The sequence below is a fragment of the Streptomyces sp. NRRL F-2664 genome, from assembly GCF_000719345.1.
Taxonomy (GTDB): Bacteria; Actinomycetota; Actinomycetes; order Streptomycetales; family Streptomycetaceae; genus Streptomyces.
This window is the reverse complement of the sequence record NZ_JOFX01000028.1, coordinates 36,224-57,234: the sequence shown is the minus strand read 5'-3', so window position 1 is coordinate 57,234 and position 21,011 is coordinate 36,224. Positions and strand designations below refer to the sequence as shown.

Genomic DNA, 21,011 nt, shown 5'->3' with positions numbered 1-21,011 from the left:
TGTACGGGCACATCGGTGGCCATCGGCGACCACCGGTGACCGGGACTTACGGAAGGCGTACGGCGGACATGGCGCAGCAGGAGAACGACGTTGTCGATGGTGTCGAGGTCGTGAACGACGGATACGTCGTGGACACCGAGGACTGTGAGGCGCGCGAGCTGGCCCACCGGGAGCGCGGTACGGCCCGCCCGATCACGGTCGTCGGCAACCCGGTCCTGCACCGCGAGTGCAAGGACGTCACCGAGTTCGGCGACGAGCTGGCCCGGCTGATCGACGACATGTTCGCCAGCCAAAAGGCCGCCGAGGGCGTGGGCCTGGCCGCGAACCAGATCGGCGTGGACGCCAAGGTCTTCGTCTACGACTGCCCGGACGACGAGGGGGTGCGCCACACCGGTGTCGTGGTCAACCCCAAGCTCGTCGAACTCCCTGCGGCCTCGCGGGTGCTGGACGACTCCAACGAGGGCTGCCTGTCCGTCCCGACGGCCTACGCCTCACTGGCCCGCCCGGACTACGCCGAGGTCGAGGGCCAGGACGCCCAGGGCAACCCGATCAAGGTCCGCGGCACCGGCTACTTCGCCCGCTGCCTGCAGCACGAGACCGACCACCTGTACGGCTACCTGTACATCGACCGCCTCTCCAAGCGCGACCGCAAGGACGCCCTGCGCCAGATGGCGGAAGGCACCCCGCGCTACGAGACCGTCCCGAACGACTGAGGGCTGTCCGACCGGATGACCGCCGAGGCCGCCGAGGCTCCCGAGCCGATCGTGCGGCGCGTGCTCGGCGGCGGGCCGTTCGCCGAGATCGGGGACCCCGCGGTGGCCGTCGCCGACGACCGCTCGGGGCTGCTCGCGGTCGGCGGCGACGTGGGGTCGGTCCAGTGGACCGGCGGCCCCTGGGGCACCGGGTGGTCCGGCCACCGCATCGGCGTGTACGAGCGGGACGGCCTGCGGTGCCGGTACGTGCTGCGTTCCGGCAAGCCCGTGCGGGCGCTCGCCTTCCACCCGGTCCTGCCCCTACTGGCCGTCGGCACCGGCTGCTACGACGGCGGCTACTTCTTCGAGGGTGAGCTGCTGCTCGTCCGCGTGGACACCGGCGACGTCGTGTCCGCTCTGGAGTACGAGCGGGAGGTCCTCGACCTCGCGTGGCACGGCTCGGCCGATCTGCGCCTGGTGCTGAGCCCGTCCGAGGACTGGGAGGGCCCGGTGGCGCACGAGCAGGGGCACACGGCCGTCGTGCACCGCGCGGACTGGGGCGCGGTCGGGCCGGGGAGCGTGCTCGGTGAGGAACTCGACGGGCCGGTGGCGCCGTACGACCGGCCGGACCGCGGCCCGGAGGCCCGCCGGCTGCTGGCGGAGCTGGCGGGGGCGGCCGGCCGGGGGTGGTCCCTGCGGCGGCGGGTGTGGGCGGTCGAGGGGCTGCCGGACGGCCGGGTGCTGGCGGCGCTGGACGGAGTCCTCGCGGAGTCGTGGCTGCCCTCGGGGGAACGGCAATGGGCCGTGGGGGACGAGGAGGGGGGCCGCCAGCTGGTGATGTCCGGTGACGCGGCGTCCGTGTGGGCCAACGCCGAGCGGCTCCGGAGCCATGCGCGCCCCGGCCGGCAGCGGGACGGGGCCCGGATCGCCCGGATCGCGATCGACACCGGCCGGGTGCTGGAGACCGTGCGACCCGACGGGTACGCGATCCTGGTGGCGGGCGGCGGCCGGCGGATGGTCCTGCGGCCGGCGGAGATCCCGAGCGCGGGACGTGAACGGCTGTCGATGTCCGAACTGCCCGGCCCTGCGGGCGCCTTGGCCGCCGACGTGCAGCAGGGGCCCGGGACCGGGGGCTTCCCCCTCTTCAACCACCCGTTCCCGGTGCGCCGTGCGAGCCGCCCCTACGTGCTGGTGGGCAGCCGCGCGCAGTGGTCGCCCCGGGACCTGTGGGTGAGCGCGGTGGACGCGGACGGCACGCCGCGGCCGCTGTTCCCGCACGGCCGGCCGCCGGCGGCGGACCACTTCGGCGGTCCGGCCGTGGAGATCGCGCAGTCCCTGGTGTACGCCGGGTCCGTCTACGAGCCGCACGCGCGTCGCCCGGGCAGCTGCTACGTCGTACGGCGCTCCCTGGACGGCGCGGTGCTGTGGGAGCACCGCGGCGACCACCGGGCGATCGCCCTCGACTCGGACGGGAAGGACGTCTACGCCGCCGACGTCTCCGGGGCCCTGACGGTCCTGGACGCCGGGACGGGCGCGGTGCGCCGACGCATGGCCCTCGCCGTCGACGGGGTCCCGACCTGCGCGCTCTCCCTCGCCGTGTCGCCGCAGAAGCGGTTGCTGGTCGGGACGGTCGACGGACGCGTCGTGGAGTACGAGGGGGACCGCCCCCGACCGGCATGACGGGTTCAGGCGGCCTGCGGGCCGCGGAACGTGCGCCTGAAGGCATTCGGCGTGGTGCCCAGGGTCCGCAGGAAGTGGTGGCGCAGAGCGGCCGCGTTGCCGAAGCCGGAGCGGCCGGCGATCGCGTCGACCGTGTCGTCGGTGGACTCCAGCAACTCCTGGGCCAGCAGGACCCGCTGGCGCAGGACCCACTGGTACGGGGTGGTACCGGTCTCCTGGAGGAAGCGGCGGGCGAAGGTGCGCGGTGACATGTGCGCGCGTTCCGCCAGCTGCTCGACGGTGATCTCCTCCGCCAGGTGGCGCCCCATCCACCCGATCACCTCGCCCACCGTGTCGCAGGACGTGCGCGGCAGCGGCCGCTGGATGTACTGCGCCTGCCCGCCGTCCCGGTGGGGCGGTACGACCATCCGGCGCGCGATGCTGTTGGCGACCTCGGCGCCGTGCTCCTGGCGGACCACGTGCAGGCAGGCGTCGATGCCCGAGGCGGTGCCCGCGGAAGTGATCACCGGGCCCTCGTCGACGTAGAGCACGTCCGCGTCGACCCGGGCCCGCGGGAAGCGTCGCGCCAGGGCCGGGGCGTGCATCCAGTGCGTGGTGCAGCGCCGGCCGTCCAACAGGCCCGCCGCGCCGAGCACATAGGCACCGCTGCACACGCTGAGGACCCGTGCACCGCGCCCGACGGCGCGGCGCAGCGCGGCCAGGAGCGGCTCCGGATAGGTGCGCTGCGCGGCGTTGCGGAAGGCGGGCACGCAGATCAGGTCGGCGCTCTCCAGCCGTTCCGGCCCGTGGGCGGGAGAGAGGGCGAAACCGGTTCCCGCCATGGTCAGGGGGCCGTCCTCCGCAGCGCAGACGGCGTAGTCGTACACCGGGAGCCCATGGTCGCTGCGGTCGGTCCCGAAGACCTCGCAGAAGATCCCGAACTCGAAGGGGGCCACTTCGTCGAGGAGGGCCACGGCCACAGTGGTCAGCATGCCCCCAGTGTGGCAGTAATTCGCTCTTTCATGACAGTCCTGCCAGTGGCCGGGTGGCCCGGACGGGGGGACAGTGGAGACATGAACACGTTCCTGAGCTTCCTCGCCGTCCTCGCCCTCGCCGCCCTGCTGCTCGCCCCCAGCCTGTACGGGTTCCGGCACGAGCGGCGGATCGACCGGCAGCTGCGGGCGGTCGAGAACCGGCTCGTATGGCTGCCGCGGCAGAAGGCGGGCGGCATGCCGCCCACCCCGCAGCACGGGCACGGCCCCCGGACCGCCGGCTGGCGCCGGGGACGCCTGGCCCACTGAGCGGAGCCGGTCTGCGGACCGCCCCGGAACGCGAGGAGCCGGGACGCGATCGACTCGCGTCCCGGCTCCCGGTGCACCCGGTGCGACCGGCGGACTAGAAGTCCTCGTCCAGGTCGACCGTGCCCTCGACCGCGACCTGGTAGGCCGACGGGCGGCGCTCGAAGAAGTTCGTGAGCTCCTGGACGCCCTGCAGCTCCATGAACGAGAACGGGTTCTGCGAGCCGTACACGGTCGGGAAGCCGAGACGGACCAGACGCTGGTCCGCGACGCACTCCAGGTACTCGCGCATCGACTCGGTGTTCATGCCCGGCAGGCCTTCGCCGCACAGGTCGCGGCCGAACTGCAGCTCGGCCTCCACCGCCTCCTTCAGCATGTCGGTGACCTGCTGGCGAAGCTCGTCGTCGAAGAGTTCGGGCTCCTCCTTGCGGACGGTGTCCACGACCTCGAAGGCGAAGTTCATGTGCATGGTCTCGTCACGGAACACCCAGTTGGTGCCGGTGGCCAGGCCGTGCAGCAGGCCGCGCGAGCGGAACCAGTACACGTACGCGAAGGCGCCGTAGAAGAACAGGCCCTCGATGCACGCGGCGAAGCAGATCAGGTTCAGCAGGAAGCGGCGGCGGTCGGCCTTCGTCTCCAGCCGGTCGATCTTCTCGACCGAGTCCATCCACTTGAAGCAGAACTGCGCCTTCTCGCGGATGGAGGGGATGTTCTCCACCGCGTCGAAGGCCGCCGCGCGGTCCTCCGGGTCGGGCAGGTAGGTGTCGAGCAGCGTCAGGTAGAACTGGACGTGCACGGCCTCCTCGAACAGCTGGCGCGACAGGTACAGGCGCGCCTCCGGGGAGTTGATGTGCTTGTACAGCGTCAGCACCAGGTTGTTCGCGACGATCGAGTCGCCCGTCGCGAAGAACGCGACCAGGCGGCCGATCATGTGCTGCTCGGCGGGCGTCAGCTTCGCGAGGTCGGCGACGTCCGAGTGGAGGTCGACCTCCTCGACGGTCCAGGTGTTCTTGATCGCGTCCCGGTAGCGCTCGTAGAAGTCCGGGTAGCGCATCGGGCGGAGCGTGAGCTCGAAGCCCGGGTCCAGGAGGTTCTTGACCTCGGAGGTGTCGGCACGAAGTGCCGTCGTCGAGGGGCGGTGGTCGGGTGACGGGTGGGCGGAGCTCATTACTGGCAGGCCTCGCAGGACTCGGGGTTCTCAAGGGAGCAGGCCAGCGCCTCGGCGTCGACGGCCTGCGGGAGCGCCACCGGAGCGGCGGTGGCGGCCTGGGCAGCACGGGCGATCTTCGTCGCCGGGCGCGAGCGCAGGTAGTAGGTGGTCTTCAGACCCTGCTTCCAGGCGTACGCGTACATCGAGCTGAGCTTGCCGATGGTGGGCGTCTCCAGGAACAGGTTCAGCGACTGCGACTGGTCCAGGAACGGCGTACGGGCCGCCGCCATGTCGATCAGACCGCGCTGCGGGATCTCCCACGCCGTGCGGTACAGCTCGCGCACCTCGGCCGGGATCCAGCCGAAGCCCTGCACCGAGCCCGAGGAGTCGCGCAGCGCCTCACGGGTCTGGGCGTCCCACACGCCGAGCTGCTTCAGCTCCTCCACCAGGTAGCCGTTCACCTGGAGGAACTCGCCCGACAGGGTCTCGCGCTTGAACAGGTTGGACACCTGCGGCTCGATGCACTCGTACACGCCGGCGATCGAGGCGATCGTCGCCGTCGGGGCGATGGCGAGGAGCAGGGAGTTGCGCATGCCGCTCTCGGCGACGCGGGCGCGCAGCGCGTCCCAGCGCTCCGGCCAGTTCAGCTCGACGTCGTAGTGGTCCGGGTGCAGGACGCCGCGCGCGGTGCGGGTCTGCTCCCAGGCCGGCAGCGGGCCGCTGCGCTCGGCGAGGTCGCACGAGGCCTCGTACGCGGCCAGCATGATGCGCTCGGAGAGCTTGGTGGACAGGGCCTTCGCCTCGGGGGAGTCGAAGGGCAGCTTCAGCTTGAAGAAGACGTCCTGGAGGCCCATCGCGCCCAGGCCCACCGGACGCCAGCGGGCGTTGGAGCGGCCGGCCTGCTCGGTCGGGTAGAAGTTGATGTCCACCACGCGGTCGAGGAAGGTGACGGCCGTGCGGACGGTCTCGTCCAGGCGCTCCCAGTCGATGTCGCCGTCCACCACGAAGGCGCCGAGGTTGACCGAGCCGAGGTTGCAGACGGCCGTCTCGCCGTCGTTCGTGACCTCGATGATCTCGGTGCACAGGTTCGAGGAGTGCACGACGGTGCCCGGCTCGGCGGTCTGGTTCGCCGTGCGGTTGGAGGCGTCCTTGAAGGTCATCCAGCCCTGGCCGGTCTGCGCGAGGGTGCGCATCATCCGGCCGTACAGGTCACGGGCGGGCATGGTCTTGCGGGCCAGGCCGTCGGCCTCGGCCTTGCGGTAGGCGGCGTCGAACGCGTCGCCCCACAGGTCGACCAGCTCGGGCACGTCGGCCGGGGAGAACAGCGACCACTCGGCGTCGGCGTTCACGCGGCGCATGAACTCGTCCGGGACCCAGTGGGCGAGGTTCAGGTTGTGGGTGCGGCGCTGGTCCTCACCGGTGTTGTCGCGGAGCTCCAGGAATTCCTCGATGTCCGCGTGCCAGGTTTCCAGGTAGACGGCGGCGGCGCCCTTGCGGCGGCCGCCCTGGTTCACGGCGGCGACGGACGCGTCCAGGGTCTTCAGGAACGGCACGATGCCGTTGGAGTGGCCGTTGGTGCCGCGGATCAGCGAACCTCGGGCGCGGATGCGGGAGTACGACAGGCCGATGCCGCCCGCGTGCTTCGACAGGCGCGCGACCTGGTGGTAGCGGTCGTAGATCGAGTCGAGCTCGTCCAGCGGGGAGTCCAGCAGGTAGCAGGACGACATCTGCGGGTGCCGGGTGCCGGAGTTGAAGAGGGTGGGGGAGGAGGGCAGGTAGTCGAGGCGGCTCATCAGCCGGTACAGCGACGCCACCTCCTCGACGGCCTGGACGCTCTCGTCCGCGGCGAGGCCGCAGGCCACGCGCAGCATGAAATACTGCGGGGTCTCGATGACCTGACGCGTGATGGGGTGGCGCAGCAGGTAGCGGCTGTGCAGGGTGCGCAGGCCGAAGAAGCCGAAGCGGTCGTCGGCGCCCTCGGCGAGGGTGTGCTCGACCAGGGCGTCCAGGCGGCTCGCGTGCGTGCGCACGAACGCGGCGGTGCGGTCGGCGATGAGGCCCTCGCGGTGGCCGACCTCGACGGAGGCGGAGAAGGAGGTGGAGCCCTGGCTCGCGGCCTCGTCGCGTACGGCCAGCGTCAGCAGGCGGGCGGCGAGCTTGGAGTACGCGGGGTCCTCGGAGATGAGCCCGGCGGCGGACTCGGTGGCCAGACCGCGCAGTTCGGCCTCGTCGGCGGCGGAGCTGCGGCCGCGGAGCGCGGCGGCGGCGACGCGGCCGGGGTCGGTGTCGGGGAGGTCCGCCGTCAGTTCGGTGAGGGTACGCAGCAGCGCGGCCCCCGGGCCCTCGGTGTTGTCGCCAGAAACGGACTCGGCGCGCGGTGCGGAAGGCGCGATGGTCACGGCGGGAGCTCTCCCTCGCTCGGCCCGGTCGTCTGCGGGCGGGCGCGGGCGCATGCAGGCGTGGCAGGAACGGGCACACCGCATGGCGTCCACCGGCCCAACCGCGAGGCCCGGACGTGTCGGCACCCGGGTCGGTCGATCCGGGCGCGCTGACGGCAGGTCATCGGACTTGGTGTCCGGTTGCCGGACACTTCATACCGTTGCGGGACAGTTCCGGATTCCCACCGGATTCCCCTGCGGCGACAGCAGGCATGAGCATACATGTGGGGGCGGCCTTGTGCGGCAACCCCCACATGTAGTGTCGGCGCGGCTACAGCTTGAGTCGGTACGTGAGGAGTTTCAGGCCCTCGATGGGCGCCCAGTCCCGCTCCGGACTGCGGACGAAGCCCAGGCGGGCGTAGATCCGGTGGGCGCTCGTCATGCTGCGCTGGGTGGACAGGACGACACCCGTGACGCCCTCGACGGCCCGTGCGCGCTCGATGCACGCCCGCACCAGGGCCTCCCCCGCTCCCCGGCCCCGGGCCGCGTGCGCCACGGCCAGCATGCGGAACTCGGCCTCGTCGGGGCCGGCGATGTCGGCGAGCGGGCTGCCGGGTGCGGCGAACGTCACCCCGCCCAGCACCCGCCCGTCGCGCTCGGCGACGAGCACCTCGGCCTGCGCGGCCCGGCCGGCCACGTCGCGCAGCACGGTCAGGTACGCGTCGTCCTCGTTGAAGTCCAGGTGCCCGTCGGCGAGGTAGGCCTGCGCCGTGATCTCGCCCAGCGTCTCGTAGTCGGCGGGCACCGCCGTCCTGATCACCATGTCCATGCGGTCGAGTGTGCAGGACGTCGGTCGGCGCCCGGCGCTATCGTCGGAGGCAGCAGCACCGTCGAGGAAGGTGAGCGAGGCATGACCGTGATGACCGACAGGCCCCACATGCCGACCGAGGACTTCGAGGCCGTCGCGCGCATAGCCGCCAGAGAGGTCGAAGGTCTGCGGCTGGAGTTCATCGACGGGGTCATCAGGAGCAAGGCAGTGCCGGACGGAGATCACGACCGCATCGTTCTGTGGCTCGCACGCATCTGCATGCAGCACCGGCCCGAGCTGTGGCTTCACGTGGAGCGGGGGTTGGCTGTGGGGGACTACCGCTCGGGTCGCGCCCGTCCCGATGCCGCTCTCGCGGTCGATGACGCGTTTGTCGGCCAGGGCGAGTGGGCCGACCCCGCTCCGGTCCTGATGGTCGTAGAGGTCACCTCGTACGACACCGATACGGACCGGCGTGACCGCGTGGAGAAGCCCCTCGCCTACGCCCAGACGGGCATCCCTGTATACCTGCTCATCGACCGGGAGGCATGCGACGTGACCGTGTTCAGCGAACCGGACGGCCGCAGGTATGCGAACACCCGTACGGTGGAGTTCGGGAACGACGTTGAGCTCCCCGATCCGGTCAACGTCACTCTCCAGACCGAGGTCCTCAAGGACTGGGTGCGCTGAGGAACGCCGGAGGGCCCCGCCGCAGGACGCGGCGGGGCCCTCCGGATGTGTCAGCAGCAGCGGAAGCCCTCGCGGGGGTCCGCCTCGCGGGCGTCCGTGCGGGCGCGCTCGAAGGCGCGCCGGGTGAGGACCTCCGCGTCCGGGTCGTGCGAGCGGGCGTGGGCCACGTACCGGTCGTAGGCGGCCTCCCCGGAGAACTCCCGTACGTAGAACCTCGCCCGGGCCAGCGCGCGGCGCACGCCGGTCACGCCACCGGCTCCTTGACCTGCCCGCCCCCGGCACCGCGCTCCGCCGCGGCCGCGAGCTGCGCCCGCTCCTCGGCGGTGGCGATCAGGCCGGCGGGGGCCACGATCTTCGACTCGGTCCACGGGACCTCGGACAGGGTGGCCGAGCCGGGGTCGCGGACGGCCTTCACGCAGGTGCGCAGGGCGTCCGCGAGGACCACGATGATCAGGACCGCGAAGAGGGCGCACAGCACGCCGTCGACCGTGGCGTTGGTGACGATCGTGTGCATGTCGTCCATGCTCTTCGCGGGCGCCAGCACCTTGTCGGCGTCGATGCCCGCCTGGTACTTGTCGCGCTGGGCGAAGAAGCCGACCTTCACGTCCTCGGAGAAGACCTTCTGGTAGCTGGCGGTGAGCGTCACCGTGGCGTCCCAGACGAGCGGGACGCCCGTCACCCAGGCCCATTTCAGCCGGCCGGACTTGACCAGCAGCGTGGTGCACACGGCCAGGGCCACCGCGGCGAGCAGCTGGTTGGCGATACCGAAGAGCGGGAAGAGCTGGTTGATGCCGCCCAGCGGGTCCTTGATGCCGACCCACAGGAAGTAGCCCCACGCGCCCACCACGATCGCGCTCGCGAACCACACGCCGGGCTTCCAGCTCACGTCCTTGAAGGACTTGTGGACGTTGCCGAGGGTGTCCTGGAGCATGAACCGGCCCACGCGGGTGCCCGCGTCGAGCGTCGTCAGGATGAAGAGCGCCTCGAACATGATCGCGAAGTGGTACCAGAAGGCCTTCATCCCGGCGCCCCCGACGACGGAGGAGAAGATCTCCGCCATCCCGAGTGCGAAGGTCGGCGCACCGCCGGTGCGGGACAGCAGGCTGGCCTCCTCGACGTCCTTGGCGGCCTGGGTGAGCGCCTCGGGCGAGATGGCGAAGCCGAAGTTCGTCACCGCCTGCGAGGCGGACTCGACCGTGGTGCCGATGACACCGCCGGGGGAGTTGACCGCGAAGAAGAGGCCGGGCTCGATGATGCAGGCCGCGATGATCGCCATGACGGCGACGAACGACTCGGTCAGCATGGCGCCGTAGCCGATCATGCGGACCTGGGTCTCCTTCTGGATCATCTTCGGGGTGGTGCCCGAGGAGACCAGGGCGTGGAAGCCGGACAGCGCACCGCACGCGATGGTGATGAAGACGAACGGGAACATCGATCCGGCGAAGACCGGGCCGTCGCCGCGGGCCGCGAAGTCGGTGATCGCGGGCATCTTCAGCGTCGGCATCGCGACGACCACGCCGATCGCGAGGAGCGCTATGGTGCCGATCTTCATGAAGGTGGAGAGGTAGTCGCGCGGTGCGAGGAGCATCCACACCGGCAGGACCGATGCCAGGAAGCCGTACACCACCATCCAGATGACCAGCGTCTCCTTCTCCAGGGTGAAGGTCCCGGCGAGGGAGGACTCCGCGACCCAACCGCCCGCGACGATGGCGAGCAGCAGCAGCGCGACACCGATGAGGGAGACCTCGGTGACCCGGCCCGGCCGCAGGACGCGCAGGTAGAAGCCCATGAAGACGGCGATCGGGATGGTCATGCCGATGGAGAAGACGCCCCAGGGGGAGTGTGCGAGGGCGTTGACGATGACCAGGGCCAGCACCGCCAGCAGGATGATCATGATGGCGAACACGGCGACCAGGGCGGCGGCCCCGCCCACGGGGCCGATCTCGTCCCGCGCCATCTGGCCGAGCGAACGGCCGTCGCGGCGGGTGGAGAAGAACAGCGTCACCATGTCCTGGACGGCGCCGGCGAAGATCACGCCCGCGACGATCCAGATGGTCCCGGGCAGGTAGCCCATCTGCGCGGCGAGGACGGGGCCGACGAGCGGACCGGCCCCGGCGACGGCGGCGAAGTGGTGGCCGAAGAGCACCCGGCGGTCGGTGGGGTGGAAGTCGACACCGTTGTCGAGGCGTTCGGCTGGGGTGGCACGGGTCGCGTCGACCTTCAGCACGCGCTGCGCGATGAAGCGGGCGTAGAAGCGGTAGCCGATCGCGTACGAGCCCAGCGCGGCGGCGAGCAGCCAGGCCGCGGAGATCTCCTCGCCGCGCGAGAGCGCCAGCACGCCCCAGCCGAGGGCGCCGACGAGTGCGACGAGCACCCACACGGCGATGGACTTCGGGGAGGGCGAGCCCGAGGGGGTTCCCGGACTCGCCGTGTCCCGTTGTGTCCCTGTTGCTTCCGGTTCGGGCATGATCCTGGTCCCCTCGTCGATCATCTGCGTAAGCAGGCGGAATCTACGGGGGATTGCCTGGTGAACGTAAGACCCCGTCCGCATTCCGGTCCCGGAATTCCGGTGCGCGGGGCGGGCGTGCGGGGGTCAGGCGGCGGGGCGCTTGAGCCTGGCGACGAACTTGTAGCGGTCGCCGCGGTACACCGACCGCACCCATTCCACCGGTTCGCCGTCGGCGTCCAGGGAGTGCCGGGAGAGCATCAGCATCGGCAGCCCGACGTCGGTGCCGAGCAGGCCGGCCTCGCGCGGCGTGGCCAGGGAGGTCTCGATGGTCTCCTCGGCCTCGGCGAGGTGGACGTCGTACACCTCGGCGAGGGCGGTGTAGAGCGAGGTGTACTTGGCGAGCGAGCGGCGCAGCGCCGGAAAGCGCTTGGCCGACAGGTGGGTGGTCTCGATGGCCATCGGCTCGCCGCTGGCCAGTCGCAGCCGTTCGATGCGCAGGACCCGCCCACCGGTGTTGATCTTGAGTAGTCCGGCGAGGGTGTCGTCGGCGGTCACGTAGCCGATGTCGAGGAGCTGCGAGGTCGGCTCCAGGCCCTGTGCGCGCATGTCCTCCGTGTAGGAGGTCAGTTGCAGGGCCTGTGAGACCTTGGGCTTGGCGACGAAGGTGCCCTTGCCCTGGATGCGTTCCAGCCGTCCCTCGACGACCAGTTCCTGGAGGGCCTGGCGGACCGTGGTGCGCGAGGTGTCGAATTCGGCCGCGAGCGTGCGCTCGGGCGGCACCGGGGTGCCGGGCGGCATGGTCTCGGTCATGTCGAGCAAGTGCCGCTTGAGTCGGTAGTACTTGGGTACACGTGCCGTGCGAGTCGCCGCCCCGCCGTCCGGCTCCGTGAGCGCCCCTTCGGTGGCCATCGCCGCCCGCCTTCCCGACTCCAGTTTCGCTGCCGTCACCGGCTCCTCCGATATGTGCGGTCACATGGTGACACGAGTGGGGGTACAGGCCTTCTCTCTCCCCAGGTGTCGGTCCGATAACGGACCGGGCACCCGCTCATTAGACCCTTGACACCCCTAAAGGTCTAGGCCAAGCTCCAGCTACTGGTCTACACCAATATGGATCAGATCCCAGCCCCACGGCAGTACTTCGCGTATGTCACCGCGGCGGGCAAGGGAAGTGCAGGCAGGCATCCCTGAGGAGGGTGGCGTGAAGCGCAAGCTCATCGCGGCGGTCGGTGTCGCGGGCATGATGGTCGGACTCGCGGCGTGTGGCAATGGGGACGACGACAAGGCCAAGGCCGACGCGGGTCCCAAGGAGATCACCGTCTGGGTCATGGACGGCTCCGCGCCGAAGGCCTGGATCGACGAGGTCAACAAGGAGTTCTCGGCCAAGCACCCCGGTGTCACGGTCAAGGTCGAGGAGCAGAAGTGGACCGGCATCCAGGAGAAGGTCACCACGGCCCTCTCCGAGAACAACCCTCCGGACGTCCTTGAGCTCGGCAACACCCAGACCGCCGGCTACGCGGTCACCGGCGGCCTCGCCGACCTGACCAAGGACAAGGCCGCGCTCGGCGCCGACGCCTGGCAGAAGAGCATGCTCGCCTCGGCCGAGGTCGACGGCAAGCTCTACTCCGCTCCCTGGTACGCCGCCAACCGCGTGGTCGTCTACGACAAGAAGGCCTTCGCCAAGGCCGGCGTGACCCCGCCCACCACCCGCGACGAGTGGATCGCCGGCCTGGAGAAGCTGAAGGCGGCCGACCCGGCCACCCAGCCCATCTACCTCCCCGGCCAGAGCTGGTACGTCCTCGCCGGTCTCATCTGGGACGAGGGCGGCGACCTCGCCGTCAAGGACGGCAGCAAGTGGAAGGGCGGCCTCGGCACCCCGCAGGCCGGCGCCGCGATGGAGTTCTACAAGAAGCTCCAGTCCTACTCCACCGCCCCCAAGGACAAGGACGAGGCCAACCCGCAGCAGTCCACCGACATCGTCCCCAAGGGCGGCGTCGCCTCCTGGATCGGCCTCGGCTGGGAGGCCGGCGGTGCCGAGAAGGCCCTGAAGGACGCGGGCAAGGAAGCCGACTTCGGCTACTTCCCGATCCCGGGCAAGACCGCCGACAAGACCAGCACCGTCTTCCTCGGCGGCTCGAACCTCGCCGTGGCCGAGCGTTCCAAGAACAAGGAGCTCGCCAAGGAGTGGCTGGCCCTCGCCGCCGGCAAGGACCAGATGACCAAGTACGCCGCCGAGACCAAGGGCGCGCTGCTCCCGAACCAGGCCGCCGCCAACTTCACCCCCGCCGCGGGCTCCTTCGCCGAGGCCATGGGCAAGGCCGGCGTCAACGGCAGGATCACCCCGGTCACCGCGGGCTGGGCGAACGTCGAGACCGAGCCGAACCCCATCAAGGAGTTCATGACCAAGGTCCTGAAGGGCGAGGACGCGGCCAAGGCCGGCGCCGAGGCGGACGCGGAGATCGCCAAGCGCATCAACAAGTAGTCGCCGCCCCCGCAGTACCCGCAGTACCCGCACGACCCAGCAGTGTGCACGCACCGGGGGGTGCGGCAGGTGCCCGGACACCCGCCGCGCCCCCGGTCGCGCATTTGACTCCACAGTCAACCGCGAGGAAGCCAAGCCATGACCGTGCACTCCCAGGGAGCGGTGACCAGCGCTCCACAGGACGCACCACCGAAGTCCGCCGGACTGCCCCAGACGCCGGCCCCAGCAACCGGCCCCGGCCCCAGGCCGCCTCGCGGGGGCGGGAAGTCGCTCCCCACCGGGTGGCTGCCCTACCTGCTGGTCGCGCCCGCGGTGCTGGCCCTCGCGACACTCCTGCTGTACCCGCTGATCAAGAACGTGATCCTGTCCCTCCAGGACATCAACAAGGTCGAGTTCATCCAGCGGAAGTACCCCTTCGCCGGCTTCGACAACTACACCGAACTCCTCGGCGACGCGGACTTCTGGACCGTCGTGGTCCGCAGCTTCGCCTTCACCCTGGCCAACGTCGCGCTGATCATGGTGCTCGGCAGCCTCATCGGCATCCTGCTGAACAGGCTCGGCAAGAAGATGCGCCTGGTCCTCTCCATGGCGCTGGTGATGGCCTGGGCCATGCCGATCGTCGCCTCTGTGCAGGTCTTCCGGTGGCTGTTCGACGAGCAGTTCGGCGTCATGAACTGGGTCATGCGCACCGCCGGCTTCTCCGGCTATGAACAGCACAACTGGATGGAGACCGGCCTCTCCACCATGGTGATCGTCACGATCCTGGTGGTCTGGGGCTCCATCCCCTTCGTCGCCCTCAACATGTACGCCGGCCTCACCACCGTCGGCGCCGAACTGTACGAGGCCGCCCGCATGGACGGGGCCAACGGCTGGCAGACCTTCTGGAAGATCGTCTTCCCGAATCTCAAGCCCTTCTTCCTCATCACCACCTTCCTTGAGGTGATCTGGGTGTTCAAGGCCTTCACCCAGGTCTACGCGATGAACAAGGGCGGCCCGGACCGCGCCTCCGAGATCCTGCCGGTCTTCGCCTACGTCGAGGGCCAGAGCCAGGCCCACTACGGCCTCGCCGCCGCGATCTCCGTCCTGACGATCGTCATCCTCGTGGTCGTCATGTCCTTCTACTTCCGCCTGATCCTGAAGCAGGAGGAGGAGCAGTGAGCACCAGCACCGCCCCGAAGCCCGCGGCTGCCGCGCGGCCCGCACAGCAGCTCCGCACCCGCCGACCGGTGCGCCCGGCGGCCGTGGCCAAGAACCTCGGCGCCGTACTGCTGGCCCTGGTCTTCGTCTTCCCCGTCTACTGGATGTTCTCCTCGGCCCTCAAGCCGTCCGACCGGATGCTCACGAAGGACCCCGTCTTCGTCTTCACTCCGACGCTGGACAACTTCGGCAAGGCCACCGGGGTCGAGAACTTCTGGACGTACGTCACCAACAGCGTCCTGGTCACCGTCGGCGCCGTCCTGCTGGCCCTGCTCGTCGCCCTCGCCGCGAGCTTCGCCATCGCCCGGATGAGGTTCAAGGGCCGCAAGGGCCTCGTCCTCACCGTGATGATGGCCCAGATGGCCCCGTGGGAGGTCATGGTCATCGCGATGTACATGATCGCCCGCGACGGCGAGATGCTGAACAGCCTCCCGCTGCTCACCGCGATCTACTTCGTGATGATCCTCCCCTTCACCATCTGGACCCTGCGCGGCTTCATCGCCGCCGTCCCGGTGACCCTGGAGGAAGCCGCCCAGATCGACGGCTGCACCCGCGGCCAGGCCTTCCGCAAGGTGATCTTCCCGCTGCTGGCCCCCGGCCTGATGTCCACCTCGCTCTTCGGCTTCATCACCGCCTGGAACGAGTTCGCCATGGTCCTGATCCTCAACAAGGACAAGACCGCGCAGACCCTGCCGCTGTGGCTGACCGAGTTCATGTCCGCCTTCGGCAACGACTGGGGCGCCACCATGGCCGCCTCCTCGCTCTTCGCGGTCCCGGTCCTGCTGATCTTCATCTTCCTCCAGCGCAAGGCCGTCGGCGGCATGACCGCCGGCGCCGTGAAGGGATGACGCCCTCATGACCGTCCTTGCGCACCGCGCCACCGCCTCCGACGAGGTGACCCGCGACGCCCTCGCCGTCCTCCAGCCCGGCTTCGAGGGCACCACCGCCCCCGCCTGGCTGCTCCGCAGGATCGGCGAAGGCCTCACCTCCGTGGGCCTGTTCGGCCGCAACATCGCCTCGCCCGAGCAGCTCGCCGCGCTCACCGCGCAGCTGCGCGCCGAACGCGACGACGTGCTCGTCGCCATCGACGAGGAGGGCGGCGACGTCACCCGCCTGGAGGTCCGGGACGGCTCGTCCTTCCCCGGCAACCTGGCCCTCGGCGCCGTCGACGACACCGGCCTGACCCGGGCCGTCGCCCACGAGCTCGGCCGCCGCCTCGCCGAGTGCGGGGTCAACCTCAACTGGGCTCCCTCCGCCGACGTCAACTCCGACCCGGACAACCCGGTCATCGGCGTCCGCTCCTTCGGCGCCGACACCCACCTCGCCGCCCGGCACACCGCCGCCTACGTCGAGGGCCTCCAGGCCGCCGGCGTCGCCGCCTGCACCAAGCACTTCCCCGGCCACGGCGACACCAACGTCGACTCCCACCACGCCCTCCCGCGCATCGACGTCGACCTCGACACCCTGGCCGTACGGGAGCTCGTACCGTTCAGGGCCGCCATCGAGGCCGGGACGAAGGCCGTGATGAGCGCGCACATCCTCGTGCCCGCACTCGACCCGACCCGGCCGGCCACGCTCAGCCCGCAGATCCTGACCGGCCTGCTGCGCAAGGAACTCGGCTACGAGGGCCTCATCGTCACCGACGGCATGGAGATGCACGCCATCGCCGGGACCTACGGGATCGAACGCGGCTCGGTCCTCGCCATCGCGGCGGGCGCCGACGCCATCTGCGTCGGCGGCGGACTCGCCGACGAGGCCACCGTGCTGCGACTGCGCGACGCGCTGGTCGCGGCCGTACGGGAGGGCACCCTCCCGCAGGAGCGCCTCGCCGATGCGGCCGCCCGGGTCCGCGCGCTGGCCGCCTGGACCCGAGGGGCCCGGCCCGACGCGCGGCCGGAGGGGAGCCGCGCGTCCGGTATCGGCCTGACCGCCGCCCGCCGGGCCCTCGTCGTCACCGGTACGGTCCGCCCGCTGACCGGCCCGTACGTCGCGACCCTCACCCCGGTCGCGAACATCGCGGTCGGCGACGAGACCCCGTGGGGTCCGGCCGCCGACCTGGCGGACCTGCTGCCGGGCACGGCCTCGGACCTCTACCCGCAGGGCGCCACGGCGACGGAGATCCTGGCGGCAGCGGGGGAGCGCACCGTCGTCGCGGTGGTCCGCGACGCCCACCGCCACCCGTGGATGACCGAGGTGCTGGACGCCCTGGTCGAGGCCCGGCCGGACACGGTGGTGATCGAGATGGGGCTGCCGCGCGCCGAGCCGCGCGGTGCCCTGCACATCGCCACGCACGGTGCGGCACGCGTCTGCGGACGCGCCGCCGCCGAGGTCGTCGCGGGGGCCGTCACGGCCGTGTGACGCGCCGCGGAACCGGAGCCGGGCACCTGACACAGGGGTGGTGCCCGGCTCCGCCGTTCACGGCGAAGGGCCGGGCTCCCCTGCGGGGGAAGCCCGGCCCTTCGTCCGTTCCGGGTCCTACAGCCCCTGCCAGGAAGGCTTGTTGGCGTAGGCGTGGCGGAAGTAGTCGGCCAGCTTCAGCTTCGAGGCGGCGGCTTCGTCCACCACGACGGTGGCGTGCCGGTGCAGTTGCAGCGCGGACGCCGGTACGAGGGCGGACAGCGGACCCTCGACGGTCTGGGCGACGGCCTCGGCCTTGCCCTCACCGGTGGCCAGCAGCACCAGGTGGCGGGCGTCGAGGATGGTGCCGATGCCCTGGGTGATGACGTGGTGCGGAACCTGCTCCAGGTCGTCCTCGAAGAACCGCGCGTTGTCCACGCGGGTCTGCTCCGTCAGCGTCTTGATGCGGGTGCGGGAGGCCAGGGAGGAGCACGGCTCGTTGAAGCCGATGTGCCCGTCGGTGCCGATGCCCAGCAGCTGCAGGTCGACGCCGCCGGCCTCGGCCAGGGCCCGGTCGTAGGCCTCGCAGGCCGCGACGAGGTCCTCGGCCGAACCGTCGGGGCCCATGAAGGAGGCCTCGGTCAGACCGAGGGGCTCGACGACCTCGCGCAGGACGACGGCGCGGTAGGACTCGGGGTGCCCGGCCGGCAGTCCGACGTACTCGTCGAGCTGGCATATCCGGGCCCGGGAGGCGTCGACCTCGCCCGCCCCGACCTTGCGCGCGAGCGCCTCGTAGACGGGCAGCGGGGTAGAGCCGGTCGCCACGCCCAGCAGGGCGTCGGGCTTGCGGCGCACGAGGGCGGCCATGGCCTCCGCGATGAGCTCGCCGCCTGCCGTGGCGTCCGGGACGATGACAACTTCCACGCGGTGCCTGCCGATCTGGAGAGGTGGTGTGGTATAGACCAATCTAGCAGAGTGAGCCGGGTGGCGGTGGGAGTCCCGGCGCTTTCCATGGTGGTCCCGATCCCGTCGTCCGGCCTCCCGGGAATCACCCGGGCGGCCGATGCGGTGCACGGTGCTACGGCCGGTCTGACCTGCGATTGATTGCCCTGTCTACAACTCCTTTGTGGCATAAGGTGGCTTTGGTAGGTAAATCGTGCTATGTGCGATTGGAGTGGTAGTCATGGCCAGGAATCCGACCTACGCCTTCGAGAGTTACAAAGCCGTGGCGAGCGCCACGCGCGCCGCCGATCTTGCAGAGACCACCTCCCCGTTCCAGATCGAGGTCCGCTTCATCGGAGGGCTGTCGAACAGCCAGAAGGACGTCTTCGCCGAGGCGGCCGAGCGCTGGGCACGGGTCATCGTGGGCGACCTGGAGACCGCGATCGTCCGCGACTTCAGCGGCGAGGTGATCGTCGACGACATCCTTATCGACGCCGAAGGAGTCCTCCTCGACGGCGTCTTCGGCGTCCTCGGCGAGGCCGGGCCGCGCGTCTTCCGGCCGCAGACGGCGCTCGCCGGGGCGGGTCTGCCGGCGAAGGCCATCATGCGGTTCGACAAGGCCGACCTCGGACAGATGGAAGAAGACGGCTCGCTGCTCGACGTCATCACCCACGAGATGGGTCACTGCCTGGGGATCAGCTCGTTCGTCTGGAGCGCCTTCGGCCTGCTGAAGGACTGGCCTCCGGTCATCGGTCCCGGCAACCCCACCTTCGTCGGGCCGGGCGCCATGGCGGAGTTCGGCATTCTCCGCGGTGCGGGGCAGCCCCTGCCGGTCCCGGTCGCGAACGTCGGCGGCTCGGGCAGTGCGGGCAGCCACTGGCGCGAGACGGTCTTCGGCAACGAGCTGATGTCGCCGACCATCGCCGCGGCGGGCAACCCGCTGAGCCGGCTGACGGCGGCGAGCCTCGGGGACCTCGGCTACGAGGTCGACCTCGACGGCGCGGAACCGTACGAACTGCCCGACCTGATGGCGATCGCGGCGGCCGGCGAAGAGCCGTCCGAGAGCCCGCGGGGCATCGTGCTCCCGACCGTCCCCAGCTCAATCCCCTCCGAACGGCCCTAGGGTCCCGGGTCGTGTCTTCCGGATCGGACCCCTGCATCTCGTCGATCACGCCGGTGAAGCACGGGATCTCGAAGCTGCCCGCCGACATCCCCGTCGAAGACCTCGTCCGCCTGGCACAGCACTACTAGACCAGTGCCAACTGCAGGCCCCCCGTGGCGTCCACATGCTGGCCCGTGACCCAGCGGGAATCCGCCGAGGCCAGGAAGGCCACCACGTCCGCAACCTCCTGCGCCGTGCCCACCCGGTGGAAGACCGAGCGGGCGGCCAGGTGGGCCCGGGTGCCCGGGTCCCCGAGCAGGGCCGCGTTCAGGTCCGTCTCGGTGATCCCGGGCCCGACCGAGTTCACAGTGATCCCCCGCGGCGCCAGCTCGGCGGCCAGCGAGCGCGTCATGGCGTTCGCCGCGCCCTTCGCCATGACCGTCGCGAGGATCGCCGGCAGCGCGAGGTCCGGAGTGCCGGTCACGTTCACGATCCGGCCCCCGTCCCGCAGACGCGCCAGCCCGTGCTGGATCACGAAGAACGGCGCCTTGGCGTTCAGCGCGTGCGCCCGGTCGTACGCCTCCTCGTCGGTGTCCGCGATCCCCGCGAAGGTCGCCGCCCCCGCGTTGTTGACCAGGATGTCCACCGCCTCCGTGTGCGCGGGATGGGCCCCGTACGCCGCCCAGAGGGCCTGCGCGTCCCCCGGGACCCCCAGCTCGGCCCTGATGGCGAAGGCCCGCCCGCCGGCGGCCGCGATCGCCGCGACGGTCTCCTCGGCCGCCGCCGCGTTGCGGCCGTAGTGCACCGCCACCAGAGCGCCGTCCCGCGCCAGCCGCTCCGCCACGGCCCGGCCGATGCCCCGGCTGCCACCCGTGACCAGTGCCGTCTTTCCTTCGAGCACGCCCATGACGCGCCCCCCTCCGCATTCCCTAGTGGTCGCTACAGAAAGGACCGTACCAGATTCCCTAACGCCCGCTATAGAATCTGCGGATGGTGACCGGACAGCGCGGCAGGCCCCGCTCCTTCGACCGTGACGCCGCCCTGGACAAGGCGATGACGGCCTTCTGGGAACGCGGCTACGAGGCGACCTCGATCTCCGACCTGACCGCCTCGATCGGCATCAGTGCGCCCAGCCTCTACGCGGCCTTCGGCGACAAGCGCACGCTCTTCGACGAGGTCGTCGTGGTGTACGGGAGCCGGTACGGCGACTTCGCCGGTGTCGCGCTCGCCGAGGAGCCCACCGCCCGCGCCGCCGTCGCGCGCGTCCTGCGCGAGGCGGCCGAGGTCTACACCGACCCGGCCCACCCGCCGGGCTGCATGGTGATCAGCGCCGCGATCAACACCACATCGGAGGAGGTCGCCCAGGCGCTGCGCGAGCGACGCAACGCCAACCTGGAGCTCTTCGAGAGCCGGATCCGCGCCGACATCGCCACCGGCGAGCTGCCCGCGGACACGGACGCGCGGGCGCTGGCCCGGTACACCGGAGCCGTGCTTCAGGGGATGTCCCAGCAGTCGCGCGACGGGGCGACCCGGGAGGAGCTGGAGGCGGTGGCCGAGCGGGCCCTGCTGGCCTGGCCGTGAAAGGCGCCGCACATTCCTCTGGGCCACGGTGCAGGGCGGGACCCTCAACCCGCCCGGCACCGTAGCCCGGAGTACTTACGGCCGTCAGGTGTGCGGTTCCCGGCGGCCGGTGAGAGGTGCCTGTGCGGTCAGGGCAGAGCGCGCGGCGACCTCGATCCGTCCTCCTGTGCGGGGAGGGCGGAGACCTTGAGTCAATTCTGGACTAGACCAATCTGTTCTGTCCATCCAATGACGGTAGCTGGAAACCCGTCA

General features: G+C 70.8%; 19 protein-coding genes and 1 riboswitch. Of the genes, 10 read left to right on the top strand and 9 right to left on the bottom strand.

The features are described 5' to 3' along the window. Positions 1–68: 68 nt before the first annotated feature. Both def and IF89_RS46090 read left to right on the top strand, forming a co-directional pair. Complete coding sequence (def, locus tag IF89_RS0123510; protein ID WP_030771471.1) at positions 69–713, top strand: peptide deformylase; 645 nt, start codon at positions 69–71, stop codon at positions 711–713. Positions 714–728: 15 nt separating this feature from the next. Next, entirely contained in the window at positions 729–2,372 is a 1,644-nt protein-coding gene (locus IF89_RS46090; protein WP_030771469.1) for a peptide ABC transporter ATPase, read from the top strand. A 5-nt stretch (positions 2,373–2,377) separates the two neighbouring features. Here the strand turns inward: IF89_RS46090 and IF89_RS0123500 are convergent, their stop codons facing one another. Continuing rightward, entirely contained in the window at positions 2,378–3,343 is a 966-nt protein-coding gene (locus IF89_RS0123500; RefSeq protein ID WP_030771466.1) for a helix-turn-helix domain-containing protein, read from the bottom strand. A gap of 81 nt (positions 3,344–3,424) precedes the next feature. Between IF89_RS0123500 and IF89_RS38215 the strand changes: the two genes are divergently transcribed. Further along, the gene (locus IF89_RS38215) at positions 3,425–3,652 is read left to right on the top strand and encodes a hypothetical protein (protein ID WP_043194307.1); all 228 of its coding nucleotides are present in this window, start codon (positions 3,425–3,427) and stop codon (positions 3,650–3,652) included. A 94-nt stretch (positions 3,653–3,746) separates the two neighbouring features. Here the strand turns inward: IF89_RS38215 and IF89_RS0123490 are convergent, their stop codons facing one another. The 3 genes from IF89_RS0123490 to IF89_RS0123480 all read right to left on the bottom strand — a co-directional run bounded on the left by IF89_RS0123490 (position 3,747) and on the right by IF89_RS0123480 (position 8,006). After that, complete coding sequence (locus tag IF89_RS0123490; RefSeq protein ID WP_043194306.1) at positions 3,747–4,817, bottom strand: ribonucleotide-diphosphate reductase subunit beta; 1,071 nt, start codon at positions 4,815–4,817, stop codon at positions 3,747–3,749. After that, positions 4,817–7,198, bottom strand: a complete 2,382-nt coding sequence (locus tag IF89_RS0123485; RefSeq protein WP_030771461.1) for a ribonucleoside-diphosphate reductase subunit alpha — start codon at positions 7,196–7,198, stop codon at positions 4,817–4,819. Before IF89_RS0123485 ends, IF89_RS0123490 begins: the two co-directional genes overlap by 1 nt. Before the next feature lie 136 nt (positions 7,199–7,334). Next, positions 7,335–7,464: riboswitch (cobalamin riboswitch) on the bottom strand. Between the two features lie 44 nt (positions 7,465–7,508). After that, on the bottom strand, positions 7,509–8,006 hold the full coding sequence (locus IF89_RS0123480; protein ID WP_030771458.1) for a GNAT family N-acetyltransferase: 498 nt from the start codon (positions 8,004–8,006) through the stop codon (positions 7,509–7,511). 81 nt (positions 8,007–8,087) lie between these two features. Between IF89_RS0123480 and IF89_RS0123475 the strand changes: the two genes are divergently transcribed. After that, the gene (locus IF89_RS0123475; protein WP_030771455.1) at positions 8,088–8,672 is read left to right on the top strand and encodes a Uma2 family endonuclease; all 585 of its coding nucleotides are present in this window, start codon (positions 8,088–8,090) and stop codon (positions 8,670–8,672) included. A gap of 50 nt (positions 8,673–8,722) precedes the next feature. Here the strand turns inward: IF89_RS0123475 and IF89_RS0123470 are convergent, their stop codons facing one another. From IF89_RS0123470 to IF89_RS0123460, 3 genes are all read right to left on the bottom strand, one after another. Next, positions 8,723–8,920, bottom strand: a complete 198-nt coding sequence (locus IF89_RS0123470; protein WP_030771452.1) for a YbdD/YjiX family protein — start codon at positions 8,918–8,920, stop codon at positions 8,723–8,725. Continuing rightward, positions 8,917–11,163: a carbon starvation CstA family protein gene (locus IF89_RS0123465; RefSeq protein WP_234327845.1), complete on the bottom strand. Its 2,247-nt coding sequence runs from the start codon at positions 11,161–11,163 to the stop codon at positions 8,917–8,919. The genes IF89_RS0123470 and IF89_RS0123465 overlap by 4 nt, the downstream gene beginning before the upstream one ends. Positions 11,164–11,265: 102 nt before the next feature. Further along, positions 11,266–12,030 carry a GntR family transcriptional regulator gene (locus IF89_RS0123460; RefSeq protein WP_030771446.1) on the bottom strand — a complete coding sequence of 255 codons (765 nt, stop codon included), beginning with the start codon at positions 12,028–12,030 and terminating at the stop codon, positions 11,266–11,268. Positions 12,031–12,319: 289 nt separating this feature from the next. On the opposite strand from IF89_RS0123460, the gene IF89_RS0123455 reads away from it, so the two are divergent. The 4 genes from IF89_RS0123455 (at position 12,320) to IF89_RS0123440 (ending at position 17,155) form a co-directional block, all read left to right on the top strand. After that, positions 12,320–13,600 (top strand): extracellular solute-binding protein, encoded by a 1,281-nt coding sequence (locus IF89_RS0123455; RefSeq protein ID WP_030771443.1) that lies wholly within the window; start codon positions 12,320–12,322, stop codon positions 13,598–13,600. A gap of 138 nt (positions 13,601–13,738) precedes the next feature. Continuing rightward, positions 13,739–14,758 (top strand): carbohydrate ABC transporter permease, encoded by a 1,020-nt coding sequence (locus tag IF89_RS0123450; protein ID WP_030771440.1) that lies wholly within the window; start codon positions 13,739–13,741, stop codon positions 14,756–14,758. Further along, positions 14,755–15,645 (top strand): carbohydrate ABC transporter permease, encoded by an 891-nt coding sequence (locus IF89_RS0123445; protein WP_199820547.1) that lies wholly within the window; start codon positions 14,755–14,757, stop codon positions 15,643–15,645. Before IF89_RS0123450 ends, IF89_RS0123445 begins: the two co-directional genes overlap by 4 nt. Before the next feature lie 7 nt (positions 15,646–15,652). Continuing rightward, a complete protein-coding gene (locus IF89_RS0123440) occupies positions 15,653–17,155 on the top strand; it encodes a glycoside hydrolase family 3 protein (RefSeq protein ID WP_030771436.1) in 1,503 nt (500 codons plus the stop codon). 117 nt (positions 17,156–17,272) lie between these two features. Here IF89_RS0123440 and nagB read toward each other — a convergent pair whose 3' ends face one another. Beyond that, positions 17,273–18,058: a glucosamine-6-phosphate deaminase gene (gene nagB / locus IF89_RS0123435; protein WP_030771434.1), complete on the bottom strand. Its 786-nt coding sequence runs from the start codon at positions 18,056–18,058 to the stop codon at positions 17,273–17,275. 259 nt (positions 18,059–18,317) lie between these two features. Between nagB and IF89_RS0123430 the strand changes: the two genes are divergently transcribed. Then, positions 18,318–19,199, top strand: coding sequence for a leishmanolysin-related zinc metalloendopeptidase (locus IF89_RS0123430; RefSeq protein WP_043194304.1), 882 nt, complete (start codon positions 18,318–18,320; stop codon positions 19,197–19,199). Between the two features lie 124 nt (positions 19,200–19,323). On the opposite strand, the gene IF89_RS0123420 is transcribed toward IF89_RS0123430, so the two are convergent. Continuing rightward, positions 19,324–20,085: an SDR family oxidoreductase gene (locus IF89_RS0123420; protein WP_030771430.1), complete on the bottom strand. Its 762-nt coding sequence runs from the start codon at positions 20,083–20,085 to the stop codon at positions 19,324–19,326. An 83-nt stretch (positions 20,086–20,168) separates the two neighbouring features. Between IF89_RS0123420 and IF89_RS0123415 the strand changes: the two genes are divergently transcribed. After that, positions 20,169–20,759, top strand: coding sequence for a TetR/AcrR family transcriptional regulator (locus IF89_RS0123415; protein WP_030771429.1), 591 nt, complete (start codon positions 20,169–20,171; stop codon positions 20,757–20,759). Positions 20,760–21,011: the final 252 nt, after the last annotated feature.